16 protein-coding genes are annotated in these 19245 nt (G+C 71.8%); 7 read left to right on the top strand and 9 right to left on the bottom strand.

Annotated elements, in window-relative coordinates; translation table 11 throughout:
* Window positions 1–7 precede the first annotated feature (7 nt).
* On the top strand, window positions 8–1600 hold the full coding sequence (locus ABZX61_RS14485; protein WP_355195182.1) for an FAD-binding oxidoreductase: 1593 nt from the start codon (window positions 8–10) through the stop codon (window positions 1598–1600).
* A 43-nt stretch (window positions 1601–1643) separates the two neighbouring features.
* On the opposite strand, the gene ABZX61_RS14490 is transcribed toward ABZX61_RS14485, so the two are convergent.
* Window positions 1644–2063 (bottom strand): hypothetical protein, encoded by a 420-nt coding sequence (locus ABZX61_RS14490; RefSeq protein WP_355194586.1) that lies wholly within the window; start codon window positions 2061–2063, stop codon window positions 1644–1646.
* Between the two features lie 424 nt (window positions 2064–2487).
* On the opposite strand from ABZX61_RS14490, the gene ABZX61_RS14495 reads away from it, so the two are divergent.
* Both ABZX61_RS14495 and ABZX61_RS14500 read left to right on the top strand, forming a co-directional pair.
* Complete coding sequence (locus ABZX61_RS14495; RefSeq protein ID WP_355195184.1) at window positions 2488–3681, top strand: metallophosphoesterase; 1194 nt, start codon at window positions 2488–2490, stop codon at window positions 3679–3681.
* A gap of 21 nt (window positions 3682–3702) precedes the next feature.
* A complete protein-coding gene (locus ABZX61_RS14500) occupies window positions 3703–5271 on the top strand; it encodes a bifunctional 3'-5' exonuclease/DNA polymerase (protein WP_355194588.1) in 1569 nt (522 codons plus the stop codon).
* A 16-nt stretch (window positions 5272–5287) separates the two neighbouring features.
* On the opposite strand, the gene ABZX61_RS14505 is transcribed toward ABZX61_RS14500, so the two are convergent.
* Entirely contained in the window at window positions 5288–6487 is a 1200-nt protein-coding gene (locus ABZX61_RS14505; RefSeq protein ID WP_355194590.1) for an MFS transporter, read from the bottom strand.
* Window positions 6488–6603: 116 nt separating this feature from the next.
* Window positions 6604–7419, bottom strand: coding sequence for an MOSC N-terminal beta barrel domain-containing protein (locus tag ABZX61_RS14510; protein WP_355194592.1), 816 nt, complete (start codon window positions 7417–7419; stop codon window positions 6604–6606).
* A 138-nt stretch (window positions 7420–7557) separates the two neighbouring features.
* On the opposite strand from ABZX61_RS14510, the gene ABZX61_RS14515 reads away from it, so the two are divergent.
* Complete coding sequence (locus ABZX61_RS14515) at window positions 7558–8787, top strand: transposase (RefSeq protein WP_355194594.1); 1230 nt, start codon at window positions 7558–7560, stop codon at window positions 8785–8787.
* Here ABZX61_RS14515 and ABZX61_RS14520 read toward each other — a convergent pair.
* The 6 genes from ABZX61_RS14520 to ABZX61_RS14545 form a co-directional block, all read right to left on the bottom strand.
* The gene (locus ABZX61_RS14520; RefSeq protein ID WP_355194596.1) at window positions 8770–9969 is read right to left on the bottom strand and encodes a Cmx/CmrA family chloramphenicol efflux MFS transporter; all 1200 of its coding nucleotides are present in this window, start codon (window positions 9967–9969) and stop codon (window positions 8770–8772) included. The genes ABZX61_RS14515 and ABZX61_RS14520 overlap by 18 nt on opposite strands.
* 52 nt (window positions 9970–10021) lie before the next feature.
* Window positions 10022–10594 (bottom strand): TetR/AcrR family transcriptional regulator, encoded by a 573-nt coding sequence (locus ABZX61_RS14525; protein WP_350722631.1) that lies wholly within the window; start codon window positions 10592–10594, stop codon window positions 10022–10024.
* A gap of 41 nt (window positions 10595–10635) precedes the next feature.
* Window positions 10636–12672 carry a protein kinase gene (locus ABZX61_RS14530; RefSeq protein ID WP_355194598.1) on the bottom strand — a complete coding sequence of 679 codons (2037 nt, stop codon included), beginning with the start codon at window positions 12670–12672 and terminating at the stop codon, window positions 10636–10638.
* Between the two features lie 121 nt (window positions 12673–12793).
* Window positions 12794–14170, bottom strand: a complete 1377-nt coding sequence (locus tag ABZX61_RS14535) for a DUF1116 domain-containing protein (RefSeq protein WP_355194600.1) — start codon at window positions 14168–14170, stop codon at window positions 12794–12796.
* Window positions 14167–15507 (bottom strand): FdrA family protein, encoded by a 1341-nt coding sequence (locus ABZX61_RS14540; protein WP_355194602.1) that lies wholly within the window; start codon window positions 15505–15507, stop codon window positions 14167–14169. Before ABZX61_RS14540 ends, ABZX61_RS14535 begins: the two co-directional genes overlap by 4 nt.
* On the bottom strand, window positions 15504–16358 hold the full coding sequence (locus tag ABZX61_RS14545; protein WP_355194604.1) for a DUF2877 domain-containing protein: 855 nt from the start codon (window positions 16356–16358) through the stop codon (window positions 15504–15506). Before ABZX61_RS14545 ends, ABZX61_RS14540 begins: the two co-directional genes overlap by 4 nt.
* 130 nt (window positions 16359–16488) lie before the next feature.
* On the opposite strand from ABZX61_RS14545, the gene ABZX61_RS14550 reads away from it, so the two are divergent.
* From ABZX61_RS14550 to ABZX61_RS14560, 3 genes are all read left to right on the top strand, one after another.
* Window positions 16489–18090 carry a PucR family transcriptional regulator ligand-binding domain-containing protein gene (locus tag ABZX61_RS14550; RefSeq protein WP_355194606.1) on the top strand — a complete coding sequence of 534 codons (1602 nt, stop codon included), beginning with the start codon at window positions 16489–16491 and terminating at the stop codon, window positions 18088–18090.
* Between the two features lie 11 nt (window positions 18091–18101).
* A complete protein-coding gene (locus ABZX61_RS14555) occupies window positions 18102–18305 on the top strand; it encodes an RNA-binding S4 domain-containing protein (protein ID WP_350722619.1) in 204 nt (67 codons plus the stop codon).
* A gap of 149 nt (window positions 18306–18454) precedes the next feature.
* Complete coding sequence (locus ABZX61_RS14560) at window positions 18455–19099, top strand: NYN domain-containing protein (protein WP_355194608.1); 645 nt, start codon at window positions 18455–18457, stop codon at window positions 19097–19099.
* The last annotated feature ends 146 nt before the right edge of the window (window positions 19100–19245 follow it).

The raw sequence follows: 19245 nt of genomic DNA on the forward strand, positions 1-19245 counted from the left end.
AGAACCGATGCTGTGGTCCGGCTGGGGCGACCCGGCTCTCGCCCGCGAACTGCCCGAGCAGGTCCGCGCGCTCCTGCGCGACTTCCTCGGCGTCCGCGCCCCGGACGTCCCCGCCGTCGGCCTCGAATCGGTGCGCCTGCCGCCGGTCGCCCTGCCCGAGTCGCTGCTCGGCGCGCTGGCCGGGGTGGTCGGCTCCGCGTACGTGCTGACCTCGCACGAGGCCCGCGTCCGCCACACGCGCGGCAAGTCCACCCCCGACCTGCTGCGGATGCGCGCGGGGGACGGCTCGGCCGCGCCCGACGCGGTGGTGCTGCCCGGCTCGCACGAGGAGGTGGCCGAGCTGCTGCGGTTGTGCTCCGCCGAACGCGTCGCCGTGATCCCCTTCGGCGGCGGCACCTCCGTGGTGGGCGGACTCACCGGCTCCGGCTCGGGCTTCACGGGGCTGATCGCCCTCGACCTGGGCCGGCTCGACCGCCTGCTCTCCGTGGACCCGGAGTCCCTCGTGGCCTCCTTCGAGCCCGGCGTACGCGCCCCCGAGGCCGAGCGGCTGCTCGCCGCGCACGGCCTCACGCTGGGCCACTTCCCCCAGTCCTTCGAGTACGCCACCCTCGGCGGCTTCGCGGCGGCCCGCTCCAGCGGCCAGGCCTCCGCCGGGTACGGGCGCTTCGACGACATGGTCGTGGGCCTCACGGTGGCCACGCCCACCGGCACCCTGGACCTCGGGCGCGCCCCCAAGTCGGCGGCCGGGCCCGATCTGCGCCAGCTCGTGCTGGGCTCCGAGGGCGCCTTCGGGGTCATCACGTCCCTGCGGCTGAGGGTGCGGCGGGCTCCTGACGAGCGGCGGTACGAGGGGTGGCGGTTCGGGACGTTCGCGGAGGGGACGGCGGCGGTGCGCGCACTCGCCCAGGAGGGGCCGCTCCCGACGGTGCTCCGGCTCTCGGACGAGACCGAGACCATGATCGGCCTCGCCAAGCCGGACGCCATCGGGGCGGGCGGCTCGGGCTGCCTCCTGATCGCCGGCTACGAGAGCACCCCCGCCTCGGTCTCCGGATGGGGCTCGGCGGCCGCCCGGCAGGCCGGGGCCGCCGCCGTGCTGACCCGGATGGGAGGCGAGCCGCTGGGCGCCGAGCCGGGGCAGGCGTGGGAGCACGGGCGCTTCTCCGCGCCGTACCTCCGCGACTCGCTGCTCGGGGCCGGGGCCACCGTCGAGACGCTGGAGACGGCCGGCTTCTGGGCGAACCTGCCACGGCTCTACGACGCGGTGCGGCTTGCCCTGGCGGGCGCGTTCGGCTCGCCGCTCGTCATGTGCCACGTCTCCCACGTGTACGAGACCGGCGCCTCGCTGTACTTCACGGTCGTCGTCGCGCAGGAGGGGGACCCGGTGGCGCAGTGGGAGCACGCCAAGGAGGCGGTGAACGCGGCCATCGTGGCGGCCGGCGGCACGATCACCCACCATCACGGGGTCGGACGTGACCACCGGGACGCTTATGCGGCCGAGGTGGGGCCGGTGGGGATGGGCATCCTGCGGGCGGTCAAGGACCGGCTCGACCCCGCCGGAATCCTCAACCCCGGCGCCCTCGTCCCACCCCCGGCCGCGTAGCCCGGCCCACTCCCGCCCACTCGCCCCCGTTGGCTCGGATGGGTCAGGGTTCGTCCGGGGGGAGGATTCGGTCGGCTTCCGCGATCGCGGCGGCGGCCTCGCTGTAGCGGTGGAGGGACTCGAGGGTGGTGGCCAGGCAGTACAGGGCCACCACCAGCGGGGCGCCGCCCGTCAGCCGGGCGAGCGCCACCGCCTCCTGCGCCAGGGGGAGCGCCTCCGCTGCCCGGTCCCGCTTGAGCAGGAGTTTCGCCTTGGCGAGCAGGCTGCGGGCCAGCAGGGTCGTGTGCGCGCCGGGAGCACGTGCGTCGAGGGCACGGCTGCGCGCGACCGCTTCGCTGACCCGTTTGAGGGCCGCCCCGCTCCAGCGGGATGACCGGGTTTGCGCGTATGCCAGCAGACCCTCGATGGCCTCAACGTCGGAAGTGCCGCTCCGGGTCGTGTCATCAGGGCCGTTACGGCTCATGGAGCACTCCCCTCGACGTCCCTACCGCTTGCTTGGGGGGTTGAGGGTACACCATTGCGAACCTTCTGTGTTCCTTACGGTACGGAGCGTTCCGGGTGCACGAATGGGTGATCGCGGTAAGTATGTGGTCATGGTGGAAGTCGCGGCCGAGCGAGGAAAGCAACTTTCCTCAAGGGTGTCAGAGGAGGGAGCAGGATGGGCCTGCACACAGACGGGGACGTTCGCGCAGCTCAGACCTAACGATCACGGGTTTACCTGGCTGAATTTGGTGACGCTGTGGAGATCGCGTAACGACATCCTCGCGGGGTTGTTCGGGGATCCGTCGGGAGAGGTTCGGGCGCGATGGGTGGAGGCTCAGGAAGCGCGGGGGATTGATCCGGAATTTCGCATCAAACCGCCGGTCGGGGGAAATTTCAGTTTCCTCCTGCTCGGTGATACCGGCGAGGGAGACGCGTCCCAGTACGCCGTTGTTCCGGGGATGTTGAAAGTGGGGGAAGACACGTCGTTCGCCGTCATTGCGAGTGATGTGATCTATCCGACGGGATCGGGAAACGAGTACGGGGACAAGTTCTTCCGTCCGTACAAGGACTATGACGCCCCGATCTACGCCGTCCCCGGCAACCACGACTGGTACGACGGGCTCGGCGGTTTCATGCGGGTCTTCTGCGACGCGCCGGCGCTCAAGCCGAAGCCGGACCGGTGGCTGCGCGGCCTGCTGTGGCGCAAGCCGGAGGCCATCGACGAAGAGGCGCTGGCCCGGGCGCGGGAGCTCAGGGGCAAGCCGTCCCAGCAGGTCACGCAGCCGGGGCCGTACTGGGTGATCGAGAGCGACAGCCTGCTGATCGTCGGCGTGGACACCGGCATCAAGAACATCATCGACAAGGGGCAGACCGCGTGGCTGCGGCGCGTCTCGCGCGATCCGCGGCCGAAGATCCTCGTCACGGGCAAGCCCATCTACACCGGGAACGTCTACAAGCCCTCACCACTGGAGGAAGGCGGCACGATCGACGACATCGTGCGCGATCCGGCGAACCGGTACGTCGCGGCCATCGGCGGAGACGTGCACAACTACCAGCGCTACCCGATCAAAGTGGGCGACCGGGTGATCCAGTACATCGTGTCCGGCGGCGGCGGCGCCTTCATGCACGCCACGCACACGATCCAGAGGGTCGACGTCAAGGGCGTGCACGAGGACGACTTCAGGTGCTACCCGCTGCGCGGCGACTCCCTGTCCTTCTACAGCCAGCTGTACGCGCACCGCCTGCGGATGAAGTGGATCTACCTGACGCCCTCCGAGGCCTTGTGCGTCATGTCGGACCAGATCAAGAACGAGCCGGTCCGAACCCCCCAGGGCCCGGTCACGATCACCCGCAGGATGCGGTGGGCGGCGCGGCTGCTCGGGGCGTGGCCGTGGCCGCTCAGGCTGCCGGTCGACAAGGTGTTCCACCGCTACCTGTCGGAGCTGTCCGACTGGGACACACCGCCGTTCTTCAAGCAGTTCCTGCACCTGTCGGTCACGCCCGAGGCGCTGACCGTGCGGTGCTTCGCCGCCACGGGTTGCCGGGCCCAGGAGGCCGATCCGCCGGTGGAGGACGAGGTGCGCATCGCTTTGTCGTAGCCGTTTGGCACTCTTGACCACGTGCATGTCGTGGTCGCAGGAGAGACGCTGCTGCCCGTGGGCGGCTCGGCTCGGCGTCCCGCCGATCTGGCGGGGGCCGTACGCGAGCTGGAGGAGGCCGAGCGCCCGCGGTGGGTGTGGGCCGACGCGCGGGAGGTCTATCCCGACCTGCTGAGCGCGGGCGCGCGGGTCTCGCGCTGCCACGACGTCGCGCTCACCGAGGGGCTGCTGCTGGCGTACGAGGGCCGCTACGGCGAGAGCCGCTCGGCCCGGGCCGCCCACGCCCGGCTGCACGGGCTGCCGGTGCCGGAGGAGCAGCCGAGCGCGCCCGGCACGCTGTTCGCGCCCGAGCCGCTCGCGGCCGAGGCCGTGGCGGAGGTGCTGGCCGACCAGCTGCGCCGGATCGAGGCGCTGCCCGAGCCGGGCAGGTTCCGGCTGCTGGTGGCGGCCGAGTCGGCGGGGGCGCTCATCGCGGCCGAGATGTCGTACGACGGCATGCCCTGGCGGCGCGACGTGCACGACGAGCTGCTGACCGAGCTGCTCGGGCCGCGGCCCGTCCACGGCATGCGCCCGGCCAAGCTGCAGGCGCTGGCCGACGAGGTGACCGCGGCCCTCGGCCAGCCGGTCAATCCCGACTCGGTGCAGCAGCTCGTCAAGGCGTTCAAGGGGGCGGGGGTGGCGTTGAAGACCACCCGGTCGTGGGAGCTCAAGCAGATCGACCACCCCGCCGTGAAGCCGTTGCTGGCCTACAAGGAGCTGGCCCGGCTGTACAGCTTCCACGGGTGGGTGTGGGCCGACCAGTGGGTGCGGGGCGGGCGTTTCCGGCCCGAGTACGTGGTGGGCGGCGTGGTGTCCGGGCGCTGGGCCACCAGCGGCGGCGGGGCGCTGCAGATCCCCAAGGTGATGCGCCGGGTGGTGGTGGCCGACGAGGGGTGGGTGCTGGTCGTCGCCGACGCCGCCCAGCTGGAGCCGCGGGTGCTGGCCGCGATGGCCGGCGACGTGGGGCTGGCCAGGGCCGCCGGGGAGATCGACCTGTACTCGGCGCTGGCGCAGTCGTTCGGCGGCGAGCGTGACAAGGCCAAGATCGCGATGCTGTCCGCCATGTACGGCGGCACCAGCGGTGACGCGCCCAAGCTGCTGGCGGTGATGCGGCAGCGCTTCCCCAGGGCTTACCAGTTCGTGGAGGACGCGGCCAAGGACGGGGAGGAGGGGCGGCTCGTGCGCTCCTGGCTCGGGCGCACCAGCCCGCCGCCCTCGCCGAGGTGGAAGGAGCTGGTGTCGGGGCCGGAGGGCACGCGGGCGGCCCGGGACCGGGGGCGGTTCACGCGCAACTTCGTGGTGCAGGCCACGGCGGCCGAGTGGGCGCTGGCGCTGATGGCGGTGCTGCGCGGGCTGCTGCCGGAGCCGGCGCGGCTGGTGTTCTTCCAGCACGACGAGGTGATGGTGCACTGCCCGGCGGAGCAGGCGGAGGAGGTGATCGCCGCGGTGTCGTCGGCCGCGGTCGAGGCCACCCGGCTGCTGTTCGGGGCGACGCCGGTGCGCTTTCCCATGGAGGCGGTGGCGGTCTCGTCCTACGCCGACGCGAAGTGACGGCCGCGTCGAGTGCCTAAGAGCGGTCGGCGCGCCAGGTGATGGTCAGCCAGATGCCCGCGAGCGCCACCATGATGCCCACGACCAGGCCGAGCACGCCGTAGCCGAGCATCCCCACGATGGCGCCCGCGACGATCGTGCCCGTGGCGCCGCAGACGTTCATCAGCAGGTCCGAGAGCCCCTGGACGGCGGGACGGCGTTCGAGCGGGACGGACTCCGTGACCAGGGCGGAGCCCGCCACCAGCCCGCACGACCAGCCGAGGCCGAGCAGCACCAGCGCGGCCGTCACCTGCCAGATCGCATGCCCGGCCGTGCCGGCGAGCGTGGCGGCGCTCAGCAGCAGGGCCATGCCGAGCACGAGCACCGGCACCTTGCCCGCCTTGTCGGCCAGCCAGCCCACCACCGGCGACAGCACGTACATGCCCGCGATGTGCAGGCTGATCACGAGGCCGATGACGTCCAGGTTCGAACCGTCATGGTGGAGTTTGACCGGGGTCATGGACATGACGGACACCATCGCCGTGTGGCTCACCGCGATCATGACGAGGGCGCGGCGGGCCGTCGGGGTGGTGCGGAGGGTCTGCCAGGCGGTGCGGATCGTCCCCTTGGGGCCGCGGCCGGTGTCCGTGCCCTCGCTCAGGGAGCGGGCCAGCGTGAGCGGGTCGGGGCGCAGCAGGCAGAAGATCAGGGCCAGCGCCACCGCGAACGCCAGCGCCGCGAACACGAACGGCCCCGCCTTCTCCACCAGCCCCAGCCGCATGCCGATCTGGTCGGTGGGCTTGGCCAGGTTCGGGCCGGCCACGGAGCCGATCGTGGCGGCCCAGACGACCAGTGACAGGTGCCTGGCCGAGCGGCCCTTGGGCGCCAGGTCCGTGGCCGAGTAACGCGCGGCCAGGCTGCCCGCGCTCCCGCCGCCCACCAGCACCAGGCCCGCCAGCAGCAGCGGCCATGTACGCAGGCTGATCGCGAGCGCCGAGATCAGGCAGCCCGCCAGCGCCGCCGCGTACGCCAGCGACAGGCCCGCCCGGCGGCCGCCGCTGCCCGACGCCTTGGCCGTGGGCAGGGCCAGCAGCGCCGCGCCGAGCACGGTCGCGGTGCCCGCGAAGCCGCTGATCACCGTGGAGCCCGAGAGCTCGTCCACGACCACCGAGCTCAGCGCGAGCCCGACGGCGACCCCCACCCCGCTCACGATCTGCGTCGCGGACAGGACGGTCAAGGTGCGGCGCTGGACGCCGCGAATTCGGTCAGAGGACGAGACAGTGGGCGTTGTGGGGGCACTGGTCACTCGTGAAGTCTCGCATAGCCCCTGACATCACCCCAAAGGGCGATATTTCAGTGAATGGTGACTGAATCTCCCTGGGCGATGCGTCCGGGCATGTCCGGGATCAGGTTGATGCCGAACCACACCTTGCCGTCCCACCTGCGGTGCCGCGAAAGCGTCCTGATGGGCTCCTTGCCCTTCGTGTACGTGGACGTGTCGATCGTGGTCAGCACGCACCGGTCGCACCGCTTGCTCACCCGGAAGTCGACCGCGCCGATGCGTACCCGCTTCCACTCGTCCTCCGCGAACGGCGTGCCGACGCCGTCGATCACCACGTTCGGCCGGAACCGGTGCATGGGCAGCGGCTCCGGCGCCTCCTCGCCGCGCTCCAGCGCGGTCTCCACGATCCAGTCGTTGAGCAGGGCGAGCGAGGCGCTGGACGTGAGCAGCAGCGGATAGCCGTCGGCCAGGCTCACCCGGTCGTCCGGCCGCCCGTACTCCGGATTGACCGGCCGGCGGGTCGGGTCGTCGAGCCACCTGAGCCGGACGGGCCGGCCCACCAGCCCGGACAGCCAGCCCGCCGCGTCGTCGCCGCAGTCGGTGAGCTCCACGGGGGTGCGGCCCACGCTGACCGTGGACATGACGGCGGTCGCCGTGACCCGCAGCGGGGCGGCGTGCGGGCCGGTCAGCGTGAGCGAACCGCCGTCGACCCGGGCCACGCAGGCCAGCAGGCGGGGCTCCTGACGGGCGGTCAGGAGCTCGCCGTGCTCGTCGGTGATCAGGTAGCGGCGGTCGTCGGCGAGCCCCCACGGCTGCACCTCGGCCTCGTGGACCTGGTGCCCCGCGGTGGACTTGACGGGGTAAAAGTGGATGCTCGCCAAATTCATCTGAGCTGTGGCGCGGACACCCTGGTCTTTCAGGATGGGGAGGGAGCGCCACTCCTCCTTTCGAAAACAGTATGGAAAGCCTTAGTAACGCTCGATAGTGTTCGCGGTGAGTGACTCTTCCACGACAGGGAGTGTGTAATGGCGGTCCGCCGCTCCACGGCCAAGCTGGCAGGCCTGCCGTCGGTGGTGCAGTTGCGGCTCATGCCTACACCTGCTCAGGCTGACGCCCTGACTGCGACGGTGCTGGTCTGTAATCAGGCGGCCACCTTTGTTTCCCGTCTGGCTTGGCAGCACCGTACCTTCACCGTCCTCCAGTTGCATCGGCTGGCCTACCATTCCGCGCGTGCGCAGTTCGCCGGGCTGGGCGCGCAGGCGGCGGTGCGGGCGATAGCCCGGGTGGCCGGTGCCTACGGCAACCGGCGAGCCACCAAGAAACGGGCCCACACCTTCCGCCGGCACGGCGCCATCCCGTACGACGCGCGCCTGATGAGCTGGTCCCGTGAAGCCCGGACCGTGTCGCTGTGGACCTCCACGGGACGTGTGGCCGTGCCATACACAGGTCGGCCAGAGGACCTCCAGGCTGTCAACGCGCTGCCTCTCGGGGAGGCCGACCTGATCTGTCGGCGCGGCGTATGGCTGCTGCAAGTTGCCATCACCTTGCCCAAGCCCCGGACGCGTGAGCCGGTTCACGGCTTTCTAGGGGTGGATCAAGGGGTGGCGAACCTGGCGGTCACGTCAGACGGGGCCGTGCTCCCCGGCTCCGCCCTGGCCGGGCCGATCACCGGCAACGGCCACGTCCGTACGCTGCGGGAGCGGCGGCATCGGCAACGCCAACGGTTGCAGAGGAAGGGCACGAGTGCGGCGCGGCGGGTCCTGCGTCGCTTGGCCGGGCGTGAGCATCGGATGATGACCGACCTCAACCATCAGCTTTCGAAACACGTGGTGCGCGAAGCCGAACGCACCGGCCGCGGGATCGCCTTGGAGGATCTGCAGGGCATCCGCGGGCGGGTAAGGGCTCATCGGTTCCAGCGGCGCACCCTGCACAGCTGGGCGTTTGCTCAGCAGATGGCATTCACCCGTTACAAAGCCGCGCGGGCCGGGGTCGCTTTCGTACTGGTCGACCCCGCACACACCTCTCAGCGCTGTCCAGAGTGCGGGTGTATGAGTAAGGCGAATAGGCCGACGCGGGGTCGGTTCGTCTGCACTGGGTGTGGCCTCGCTGGGCACGCCGATCACATCGCGGCCCGCAACATCGCCGCACGCGGCGCTGCGGGCTGGGCTGCTGTCAACCAGCCACACGCTACCGGCCTCCCTTCAGCCAGACGGGGCCGTGAGAGCAAGCCACCGGCCTCAACCGGTGGTCGTTGACACGGCCGAAGGTACCCCACCGCGCTCCGGCGCCGGCGAGCGGTGCAGAACGCCCGCCACGGCCACGGTGGCCAGGGCGAGCACGCCGATCGCGGCCCCGATCCAGGCGACGGACGGGTAGCCGAGGCCCGCGCCGATGGCCAGCCCGCCGAGCCAGGGGCCGACGGTGATGCCGACGTTGAAGGAGGAGACGTTCACCGCGGCGGCCAGGGTGGGGGCGTCCTTGGCCAGGGAGAAGACGCGGGTGTTCAGGGCGGGGTTCATGCCGAAGCCGAACGCGCCGAGCAGGAAGATCAGCGCGATGGCCGTCACGGGGACGGACGCGGTCAGGGCCAGCGCCACCGAGCAGACGATCAGGCCGGCGACGCCGAGGTAGAGGGACGGGAACGGCCGCGCGTCGGCGGTCCGGCCGCCGATGGTGATTCCGATCAGCGAGCCGACGCCGTAGAGCGCCAGGACCGCGGGCACCCAGGCGGGATCCAGGCCCGTGGTGCCGACCAGCAGCACGCTCAGGTAGCTGAAGGAGGCCAGCAGGGCTCCCGTGGTCAGCGCGGTCGTGCCGTACGCGAGCCAGAGCCTGGGGTTGATCATGGAGCGCAGCTCGTCGGAGACGCGCGGGGTCGCGCCGGCCTCCGGGCGGCCGCCCGGGATGGTGCTGAGCACGCCCGCTCCGGCCAGCGCCGACAGCGCCGCGACCGCCCAGAACGCGGCCCGCCAGCCGAGGTGCTGGCCGATGACCGTGCCCAGCGACAGCCCGACGATGGTGGCGACCGTCAGGCCGCCGGCGAGCACGCTCATCGCCTTTCCGCGGGCGTTGGCGGGCACCAGGCCGACCGCCGTGCTCGCCGCCACGGCCCAGAAGCCCGCGTACACGAACGCGCCCACGACGCGGGTGGCGAACACCACGGTGTAGCTCGACGTCAGCGCGCCCGCGACGTGCGACAGGACGAAGACCGCCATGAACGTCAGCAGCGCCGTACGCCGTGGCCAGCGCATCGTGAGGACGGCCAGCACCGGCGCCCCCACCAGCATTCCCATGGCGAACGCCGAGATCAGCAGCCCCGCCTCTGGCACGGACACCCGCAGGTCGGCGGCCATCTCCGGGATCAGCCCGGCCAGCATGAGCTCCGAAGTGCCTTGAGCGAAGATCGAAAGCCCCAATATGTAGATGGCCAAGGGCATGGTGTTTCTCCTTTTTGGATTGGTCAGTTCAAAATGAGGGCGTAAAAAAAGATCAGAAAACGCCCAGGGCGGTTTTCGCGATCGACTCGAGCCCGTCCCGGTCCGTCCCGCCCCGCGCGGCCACGCGCAGGCCGCTGACGGTGGCGAAGACGAAGTGCGCCAGCGCGAGCGGGTCCCTGTCCGGGTCGAGCTCGCCCCGCGAGCGGCCGGTCTCGATGGCGGCCCGGACCATCTGCCGGCGCCGGTCGTTGTCGCGCCGCAGCAGCTCGGCGATCTCCGGGTCGTGCGGGGCCAGCTCGGTCATCGAGTTGACCACCAGGCAGCCGGGCGGCTCGCCGGGCTCGGGGTCGACGGCCCACCACAGGACGGTCCTGATCTTCTCCTTGAGCGGCAGGTCGGCGTCCAGCGTCTCGGCGAGCGTGGCGTTGCGCTGGTCCATGTAGCGGGTCAGGGCCTTCACGAACAGGTCGTGCTTGCTGGCGAAGGTGTTGTAGATGCTGCTGCGCCCGAGTCCGGTGGCCGCGCACAGGTCCGCCGTCGAGGTGGCCTCGAAGCCCGCGGACCAGAACGCGCGCATCGCGGCCTCGACGGCGCGTTCCTCCTCGAACTTCCTCGGTCGCCCCACATCTCGAACATTACCCGTTTTGGACTGAATGGTGCAATACGTCAGCCATCCCGCCGGAACGTGTCCAGGAATACCTTGCGGGTCTCCGCCTGGTCGTCCCACTTGAGCTCGGGCAGGTCGAAGGTGATCTTGTACGCGGTGATGTCGTCGATCGTGACGTACCGGGTGAGCGCGTGCATGGGCACGCCGCTGGCCGTGGTGTAGGTGTACTCCCAGTCGGCGGCCTGCCAGCCGCGGTAGTCGGCGGCCTGGAGCTGCACCTGGATGTAGCCCTCCACGCCGCCCTTGGCCTCCTGGCGGCCCAGCTCGGACAGCCCTCCGTCGGTCTGCGGGCTCACCTTCTGCACCATGATCCGCATGCCGGAGTCCTTCGGCCCGCTGAACGTGGTCACCCCGCCCGACGTCGAAGGCTTCCAGCTCGCGGGCACGGCGGCGGCGAACCCGGCCGTGCCGTGCTCGGTGTAGCCCGACGGTATCGCCGAGGGCTCGGCGTTCCCGGGTTTGGCGGGTGAGGACGTCGCGGCCTGTGACGTGGCCGTCTGCGGGGACGGCGACCCGCCCGGCATGAGGAGCATGACGGCGCCCACGACGGCGGCCACCGCCACGATCGTGCTGATGATCGTGAGCGGCGTCGGCCGCCCGCGGCGCACCCATATCCCGTCGTCCTCGTCGGGCCTGCGCCGGCTCTTGCCGGTGCGCGGCGCCGTGCTGGGCAGCGTGGCCAGGCGGTTGTGGCCGAGGTCGCGGGACAGGTCGCGCGACTGCTCGCGCAGGTCCTCGGCGGAGGCCAGCGGCCACGGCGTGGCGGCGGACGACGTACGGCTGTCCGTGGTCAGCGGCAGGATCGGCGCCGGCTGCGGGCCGGACTCGTCGCCGCGGCCCCTGGGAGCCCGGTGCGGACCCGAGGGCATGCCGAAAGCGGGCTGCGCCCCCGAGGGACCGCCGAACTCGGGCGGCGGCGGCACCAGCTGGTCGGTCCGGTGGCTGCCGGAGGGGCTCGTCAGGCCGTCGAACGGCATCGAGTGACCGCCGGACGGGCTGCTCATCGGGTCGTACGGCACGCGTATCGGACCCGAGGGCGTCTCCACGATCCGCGACGGCATCGGCCCCGACGGGGAGTCCAGCAGCCCGGAGGCCGGCATGTCCCCCGGGGCGGGCCCGGCGGTGGGCAGCGACTCGGCCGGGCGCGGGCGGACGGAGCCGTGCGCGCGCAGCACCGCCTCCAGCATCTCGATGACCTGGTCGGAGGTCAGCCGCTGGGCTGGGTCCTTGCGCAGCAGGCCCTCGACCACCGGCATCAGCGAGCCGGCCCGCTGGGGCGCGATCGGCTCCTGCGTGAGCACCGCGCCGAGCACCGCCACCGGGTCGGGCCCCTCGTACGGCGGCCGCCCCTCGAGGGCGGCGTACAGCGTCGCGCCGAACGACCACAGGTCGGCCGCCTGCGTGATCGGCTGCCCGGACAGGCGCTCCGGCGGGATGTACGCGGGCGACCCCATGAGCAGCCCGGTCTGCGTGATCGCCACGTCGCCCTCGATGGCCGCGATGCCGAAGTCGGTCAGCACCACCCGGTCCTGGGTCAGCAGCACGTTGCCGGGCTTGATGTCACGGTGCAGGATCCCCGCGGAGTGCGCGTGCCTGAGCGCGTCGAGCACCCGGATGCCGATCTCGGCCGCCTGCAGCACCGGCAGCGGCCCGCTCTGGCGTACGGCCTGCTCCAGGGACCACGCGCGGACCAGCTCCATCACGATCCACGGGCGGCCGTCCTCCTCGACCACGTCGTGGACGGTGACGATGCCGGGATGCGTCAGCCGCGCGGCCGACCTGGCCTCGCGCAGCACGCGCCGGTGGGCTCCCTGCATGCCCGAGTGGTCGAGCCCGTACGGGAGGATCAGCTCCTTGACCGCCACGTCCCGGTCGAGCAGGACGTCGTGGGCGTGCCACACCATGCCCATGCCGCCCCTGCCGACAGGTGACATGAGCCGGTAACGCCGGCCGATCAGACGGCCCTGGCTCTGGGGGGCGCCGCTCGGGGCGCCCCCTTCCGCGCCGGGGCCGCTGAGCAAGCGGTCGGCTGCCATGATCCCGCCCCCATCCCGCGCTACGAGCAATTTAAAGTGGTTCGTTACAATATCGGCGGGGCATGCGCAAGGGAAGCTGGAGCATCCTTACAAAAGCTTTGACCTGGGGAAATATCGCCATTCAGATGGCTTGTTCCGCCAATGCGATCAATGCAGTAGTGAATGCCTCTACAGGGGGTTTGACCAGGCCTGCTCCTACTTGACCGGTTCCCGCGACGCGGCCCGCGATGCCGGTGTTGACCACGGGCAGCAGGCCCGTTCTCGCGACGAGAGCTACATCGATGCCGACCGGCGTGCCGCGGAAGCCGAGGCCCGGAATCTGGTACCCCGGGTGCTCGGCGAGCGTGATCTCGTACATGGAACGGGTGGCCCGCACCGCGTCGGACACCTCGCCGCCCACGAAACGCACGATGGCCGGCGCCGCCGCCATCGCGAACCCGCCCAGCCCCGAGGTCTCCGTGATCGTGGAGTCGCCGATGTCGGGGTTCGCGTCGTCCGGCCCGTACGAGCCGAGATAGAGCCCGTCGGGCACGCCGGCCGGTCCCGTGAACCACCGCCCGCCCAGCCCCGAGACCTGGACGCCGAAGTCGGTGCCGTTCCTGGCCATGGCGACGACCATGGACGAGCCGGGCACGTCGCGGGCCGCGTCCGTGCTGACCTTGGCGGCGGCCATGCCGGCGTTCAGGAAGAAGTGGTCGTTGCCGTTGATGAAGCGCAGCACCTCCGCGGCCGCGCCCGGGGCGGCCTCGACCACGGCCGGGGCCAGCTCGCGCAGCAGGAGCGAGGTGGCGGCGCGGTTGCGGTTGTGCAGCTCGTCGCCCATCTGCAGGGCCTGCGCCATCAGCGAGCGCAGGTCGATCGGCCCCGTGCGCTCCAGCGTCGCCGCGAGGGCCGGGCCGAGCACCGCGTCCATCCAGCGCAGCCGCTCCAGCACCTCGGGCCCGTAGGCGCCGTACCGGAGCACCTTGCCCAGGCCCTCGTTCAGCGAGCAGTACGCGGTGCCGCCGTGCTCGTCGTCGCGTACCTCGAACAGCCACATGGACGGGCTGACCACGCCCGCCATCGGGCCCACGGTGGCGTGCTCGTGGCACGGTCGCAGCGCGATCTCGCCCGCCGCCAGCCTGCGCCCGGCCTCGTGCTCGTCGCCCGCCAGGCCCTCCAGCAGCATCGCGCCGATCAGCGCGCCGCGCATCGGGCCCGACGCGCGCTCCCACGTGATGGGCGGGCCCGCGTGCAGGAACGTGCCCGCCGCCAGCACCTCCGAGGCCCGGCGCACCCCCACCAGGTGCGGGCGGGCGGAGGTCAGCCTGCTCACGGCCAGCTCGTTCGCGGCCTGCCTGCGCGGGTCGGCGAGCACCGCGGCCAGGGCCTCGGCGGTGCCGGGCAGCGGCGGGCGCCAGGACACCGGCGTCGTCTCGACGGCCTGCGCCCTGAGCGCCTCGTCGAGCAGGCCCGCGCCCACCGTGATGACGCGGGACGGGACGGACAGCGGGCTCATATGAGGCTCCTGGCGTGCCGGGCGGCCTGGGCGTTGGAGGTGAAGACGGCCGCGCCCGCCTCCCGGAAGGCGGCGGCCTGGCGGTGCAGGTCCTGGGGGTCGCCTTCGGTGCCGATGAGTGCGATCACGACGGTGGCGGGGGTGCGGGCGACGGCGTGCGCGAGCGAGGCGGCCGGGTCGGGGTCGGCGCCGTGGCCGAGCACGACGTCCATGAGCACCAGGTCCGTCTCCTGGGCGCGGGCCAAGGCCTCGACGCGCAGGGTCGGGTCGATCATGGGATGCGCCCGGCCCCTGGTGTAGGCGTCGTCCCCGTAGTCGACGAACTCACCCTTACCGGCCACCAGCGCGGCCTCGGTGCTGAGCGTCCCGCCGGAATAGACGCCCTTGATGGCCTTGGTCCGGCTCTGCTTGCCCGACCACGCGGGCCAGGAGGGCCACTCGGGCACCGGCCGGCCGAGCGCGCGCAGGACCCGCTCGGTCGCCTCTGTCAGGTCGGACTCGGGGAGCAGCGCGGGCACCACCGGCGTGCGCAGGCGTCCCACGGCCTCCCGTACGGTCGCCGCCACCTCGGGGGACGGCGGCTTGGAGATCAGCACGATCAGCTCGGTGGCCGGGTCCTCGTCCAGCATGCGCAGGGCCCGCAAGGTGGACAGGCCTCCTACCTCCGCCGACAGGTCCCTGCCGCCCACGCCGAGCACGTGGCTGACGCCGGTGCCGGCCCAGTCGAGCAGGGACGTCACCTGCTGGGCCCCGGTGCCGGACGCGGCCACCACGCCGACGGGGCCGGGGGTGAGGACGTTCGCGAAGCCCAGGCCGACGCCGCCGATCACGGCGGTGCCGCAGTCGGGGCCCATCACGAGGACGTCCGCGGCCTCCGCGAGCTCCTTGAGCCGCCGTTCCTGGGCCACGGGGACGCCGTCGCTGAAGATCATGACGGGGAGCCCGGCCTGGACGGCGTCCAGCGCCTCGGCGAAGGCGTGCTCGCCCGGGGTGGAGACCAGCACCAGGTCGGCCGGGATGCCGGTGGCCGAGCGGGTGGTGAGCGGGGGCTGGTCGGCCGTGGTCGCCTGCGGGCGGTCGAAGTTCGCGAGCTGCCGGTCGGCCTCCTCGACGGCCGCGCCGGCGTCGCGGGCGCGTACGGCTATCAGGAGGTCGCCGGGGCCGGCCTGCGGGACGGTGAAGCCCAGGTCGCGGAGGACGGCGAGGTTCAGGTCGGTGGCCATGGCGACCATGGCGGCCTCCACGCCCGACATCTCGGTCAGCGCCCGGCTTATGCGCATCAGGGAGATGGAGTCGACGTACGCGCCCTTCCGTACCAGCACCGTGTCGGCGCTCATCGGGGCCCGCTCAGCGCGAGGACGGCGGTCACGCCGATGGCGACGCCCTGGGCCAGGTCGGAGCCCGAGGTGTGGCCGAGGCCGTGGAGGCGGCGCAGGGCCGGTTCGAGGGCCTGCCCGCCCGTGATGCCGCGCAGCACCGCGGTCACCTCGGGGCTGCTCTCGCCCCTGGCCGCGCAGTGCAGGAGCGTGGCCGAAATGGGCGTCGTACGCGTCCTCGCGTCGAACGTCACGGTCGCCGCCAGCCAGTCGGCCAGCCAGACCGCCCGCTCCGCCCCGGCCGCCGCGCCCAGGTGCCGCAGCGTCACCAGCAGGCCCGCCAGGACGTCGTCGCCGCTCGGCGTCAGGCCGGGCCCCAGGCCCATGAGCCGCTCGGCCGCCGTAACGGCCCCCAGCAGCCAGCCCCTCGCGCAGCTGTCGGCCAGCAGCTCGACGGCGCCGTTCCCGGCCAGCCCGGGTTGTGGCGGGTCGCCGAAGCGGGCGGCGGCCTGTTCGAGCCGGGCCCGATCGATCCGGCCCAGCGGCGGGGCGGGGTCCCACCAGCGGCGCACGCCCAGGCTCAGCGGGCCCAGCTCGATGTTGCGGTCGCCCACCGAGGCTTCGTCACCCACCGTGACGCTCGGCAGCGGGCCGGCCAGCAGCACGGAGTTGGGCAACCGGGTGGCCGCCCCCGTGATGACGGCGATCACCGAAGGCTCCAGGTCGGTCCTGACCTCGAGATAGACCCCTGCCGGGAACGCGGCGAGCACCCGCGCGGGGCGGCGCGGCGACTCCAGGACGGGGCGTACCGCCGTGCTGGCCGCGCCCGTGACGTGGATGCGGGTACGCCTCGCATGAGTACTTACGGTCACCGAACCTCCCATCCGACCTTGGACCTGACCGTAAAACGGCCGGGGAACCCTCCGTACGGGTAAATTTGCCAACAGTCAGCGGGAAGGTTGGCTCTTCCTGACAGACGGTTTCTGGGGTCACAATCTCCACATGGAGCCCCCCGTCCGTCTCGCCAGCACCGGGACGATCATTCACGGCGTTTCCGTCGGAGAGGTGCTCGGCGTCTCCACCCTCGCCGAGGCCAGGCTGATCGCGGGGGAGAGCGGGCTGGGCCGCATCGTGCAACGGCTGAACGTCATGGAGGTCCCCGACATCCTGGCCTGGGTCAAGCCGCACGAGCTGCTGCTGACCACCGGCTACCCGCTGCGCAACACGCCGCAGTCGCTCGGCCGGCTGGTCGCCGACCTGGACGAGCGCGGGCTGTCGGCGTTGGCGATCAAGCTCGGCCGGTATGTGGACGAGCTGCCCGACGAGATGGTCGAGCAGGCCGACCGGCTCGGCTTCCCGCTCATCCTGCTGCCGAACGACGTCGGGTTCGACGACATCCTCAACCAGGTGCTGACCGACATCCTCAACCGCCAGGCCGCCGTGCTCGCCCGCGCCGAGGAGGCGCACCGGGCGCTGGTGCAGGTGGTGCTGGCCGGCGGCGGGCTCAACGAGGTGGCCGCCGAGGTGGCCCAGCTGCTCGACGTGTCGGTGGCGGCGGTGGACGGCTCGGGCCGGGTGCTGGCCACCGCGGGTCCGGCCGAACAGGTGGCCGTCCTGCGCGAGTCGATCTCCCTGGAGGGCCCGCCCCGTACGTCCACCTCGGGACGGGTACGGTCGTTCGCCTCGGTGCCCGTGCTGGCCGGGGGCCACCACCACGGGCGGATCGTCGCCTACAGCCCGTCCGGGGCGATCCGCGACAGCGACGTCGGCATCCTCGAACGCGCCGCGACCGTGGCCGCACTGGTCGTCACCCGGCAGGAGGCGGTCAACGCCGTCGAGAGCAAGTACCGCGCCGACTTCCTGCGCGACGTGCTCACCGGCCGGGCGGGCACGGCGGAGCGGGTCACGGCCCGGGCGCGGGCGTTCGGGTGGGACCTGGCGCGGCCGGTGACCGTACTGGTGGCCGAGCTGGACCCGGACGGGGACGAGCGCAGCGCGCAGGACCGGCTGGTGGCGTGCTGGACGGCGGCGATGCGCCGGCACGACCCGCGCGGGGCGGTGGCGGGGTTCTCGCACGAGGTGGTGGCCGTGGTGGACGCCTCGATCGACGCGACCCGGGTCGCCAAGGACGCGGCCTCGGGCTTCGCCGACGTGCCGCCCGCGACGTTCTCGACCGGCACCTCCCGGCCCAGCCCGGGGGCGGAGACGCTGCCGGAGGCGTACTCGCAGGCGCTGAAGGCGGCCCGGGTGGGCCGCCAGCTGCACGGGCCCGGCGCCGTCGCCCACTTCGACCAGCTCGGCGTCTATCGGCTGCTGTCCCTGGTCAACGACACGGAGGAGCTGCACGCCTTCGTACGCGAGACGCTCGGCCCGCTGGCGGCCGACGCCGACGCCGAGAACGCCGACCTCCGCCGCACCCTGCAGGTGCTCCTGGAGACCAACATGAACGTGGCCGAGACGGCGCGGCGCCTCCACTTCCACTACAACACCCTCCGCTACCGGATCGGGAAGCTGGAGCGCCTGCTCGGCAACTTCACCGACGACCCGCACCTGCGCCTCAACCTGACCCTGGCCCTGCACGTGCTGCGGATGCGCGGCATCTAGGGTTGGGGCTTGTGGATTTCGAACTGCGCTCCGAGTACATCCCGCTGTGTGACCTGCTGAAGTACTGCGGGATCACGGAGACGGGCGGCATGGCCAAGCTGCTGATCGCCGAGGGTCTGGTGCTGGTGGACGGCGAGGTGGAGCTGCGCAAGCGCGCCAAGATCCGCTCGGGGCAGGTGGTCAGCGGGGAGGGGTTCTCCATCCACGTGGAGTAGTGGAACCTGTTGACGAAAAGTCACCGCACAATTACTCACTGTTTACTAACATCGGGCGCACTGGCAAAAAGAAACGGCCCCCTGTCGGGGGCCGTCATACCCGGGAACGTACCCCCGGGCGGGTGACTCCATGTTAGGGCGTGATAGCGGTGAGCGACAAGTCGAATCCCGGAATCGAGCGCGTCGGCGTCTATGTCGACGGGTTCAACCTGTACTACGGCCTGAGGGAGCTCGGGAGACGGCGGCATCTCTGGCTCGATCTGCGCGCCATGGCGACGCACCTGCTGCGGCCGCATCAGCGCCTTGTGGGTGTCAGCTACTTCACCGCGGCGATCCGCAACGATCCCCCGGCCGTGGCACGGCAGGAGACGTATCTGGCCGCGACGGCAAGCCTCGGCGTGCAGGTCGTCATGGGGAGATACCAGCAGCAGTCGGTGCAGTGCCACTCTTGTGGAGCGACGCGCCGGACCTACGCCGAAAAGCAGTCCGATGTGGCGCTCGGCGCGGCCATGGTGGCGGATGTCGCGACACGCCAGGTGGACGCGGTCATGCTCGTGTCGGCCGACTCTGACCTATGCGCGGCGGTTCATGCCATCAGGCGGCTGAATGACGAGCTTGGGACCAAGACACGGGTGGTCACCGTGCTTCCGCCCCGAAGGCGCTCCGAAGTTCTGCAGCGCGTCAGCGACGCGTGGTTCCCGCTGGGTCATGCCGTGATCCGCCGGTCTCAGCTTCCCAACGTCGTCCAGGCATCCGACGGGTGCGTCTACCACCGCCCGCAGCACTGGAACTGACCTCACAGTGAATTCGGATCGCGTGTGCGCGAGGTTTTCACTGGCCCTGCGCGTAGATTTGGCAGATCATGCCCGTGTAGGAGCGTTGCGGCGGGCCTAATGTGCCCGCAACGGAACGTGTCGCCGGCCCAGGACAAGAGGGGCTC

It is taken from the genome of Nonomuraea sp. NPDC003709 (assembly GCF_040610775.1).
GTDB lineage: Bacteria > Actinomycetota > Actinomycetes > Streptosporangiales > Streptosporangiaceae > Nonomuraea > Nonomuraea angiospora_A.

Coding starts and splice junctions, on each gene's coding strand:
- ABZX61_RS14515 (WP_355194594.1), top strand. CDS start 7,558: ATGGCGGTCCGCCGCTCCACGGCCAAGCTGGCAGGCCTGCCGTCGGTG.
- ABZX61_RS14510 (WP_355194592.1), bottom strand. CDS start 7,419: ATGAATTTGGCGAGCATCCACTTTTACCCCGTCAAGTCCACCGCGGGG.
- ABZX61_RS14520 (WP_355194596.1), bottom strand. CDS start 9,969: ATGCCCTTGGCCATCTACATATTGGGGCTTTCGATCTTCGCTCAAGGC.
- ABZX61_RS14550 (WP_355194606.1), top strand. CDS start 16,489: ATGGAGCCCCCCGTCCGTCTCGCCAGCACCGGGACGATCATTCACGGC.
- ABZX61_RS14535 (WP_355194600.1), bottom strand. CDS start 14,170: ATGAGCCCGCTGTCCGTCCCGTCCCGCGTCATCACGGTGGGCGCGGGC.
- ABZX61_RS14485 (WP_355195182.1), top strand. CDS start 8: ATGCTGTGGTCCGGCTGGGGCGACCCGGCTCTCGCCCGCGAACTGCCC.
- ABZX61_RS14530 (WP_355194598.1), bottom strand. CDS start 12,672: ATGGCAGCCGACCGCTTGCTCAGCGGCCCCGGCGCGGAAGGGGGCGCC.
- ABZX61_RS14490 (WP_355194586.1), bottom strand. CDS start 2,063: ATGAGCCGTAACGGCCCTGATGACACGACCCGGAGCGGCACTTCCGAC.
- ABZX61_RS14540 (WP_355194602.1), bottom strand. CDS start 15,507: ATGAGCGCCGACACGGTGCTGGTACGGAAGGGCGCGTACGTCGACTCC.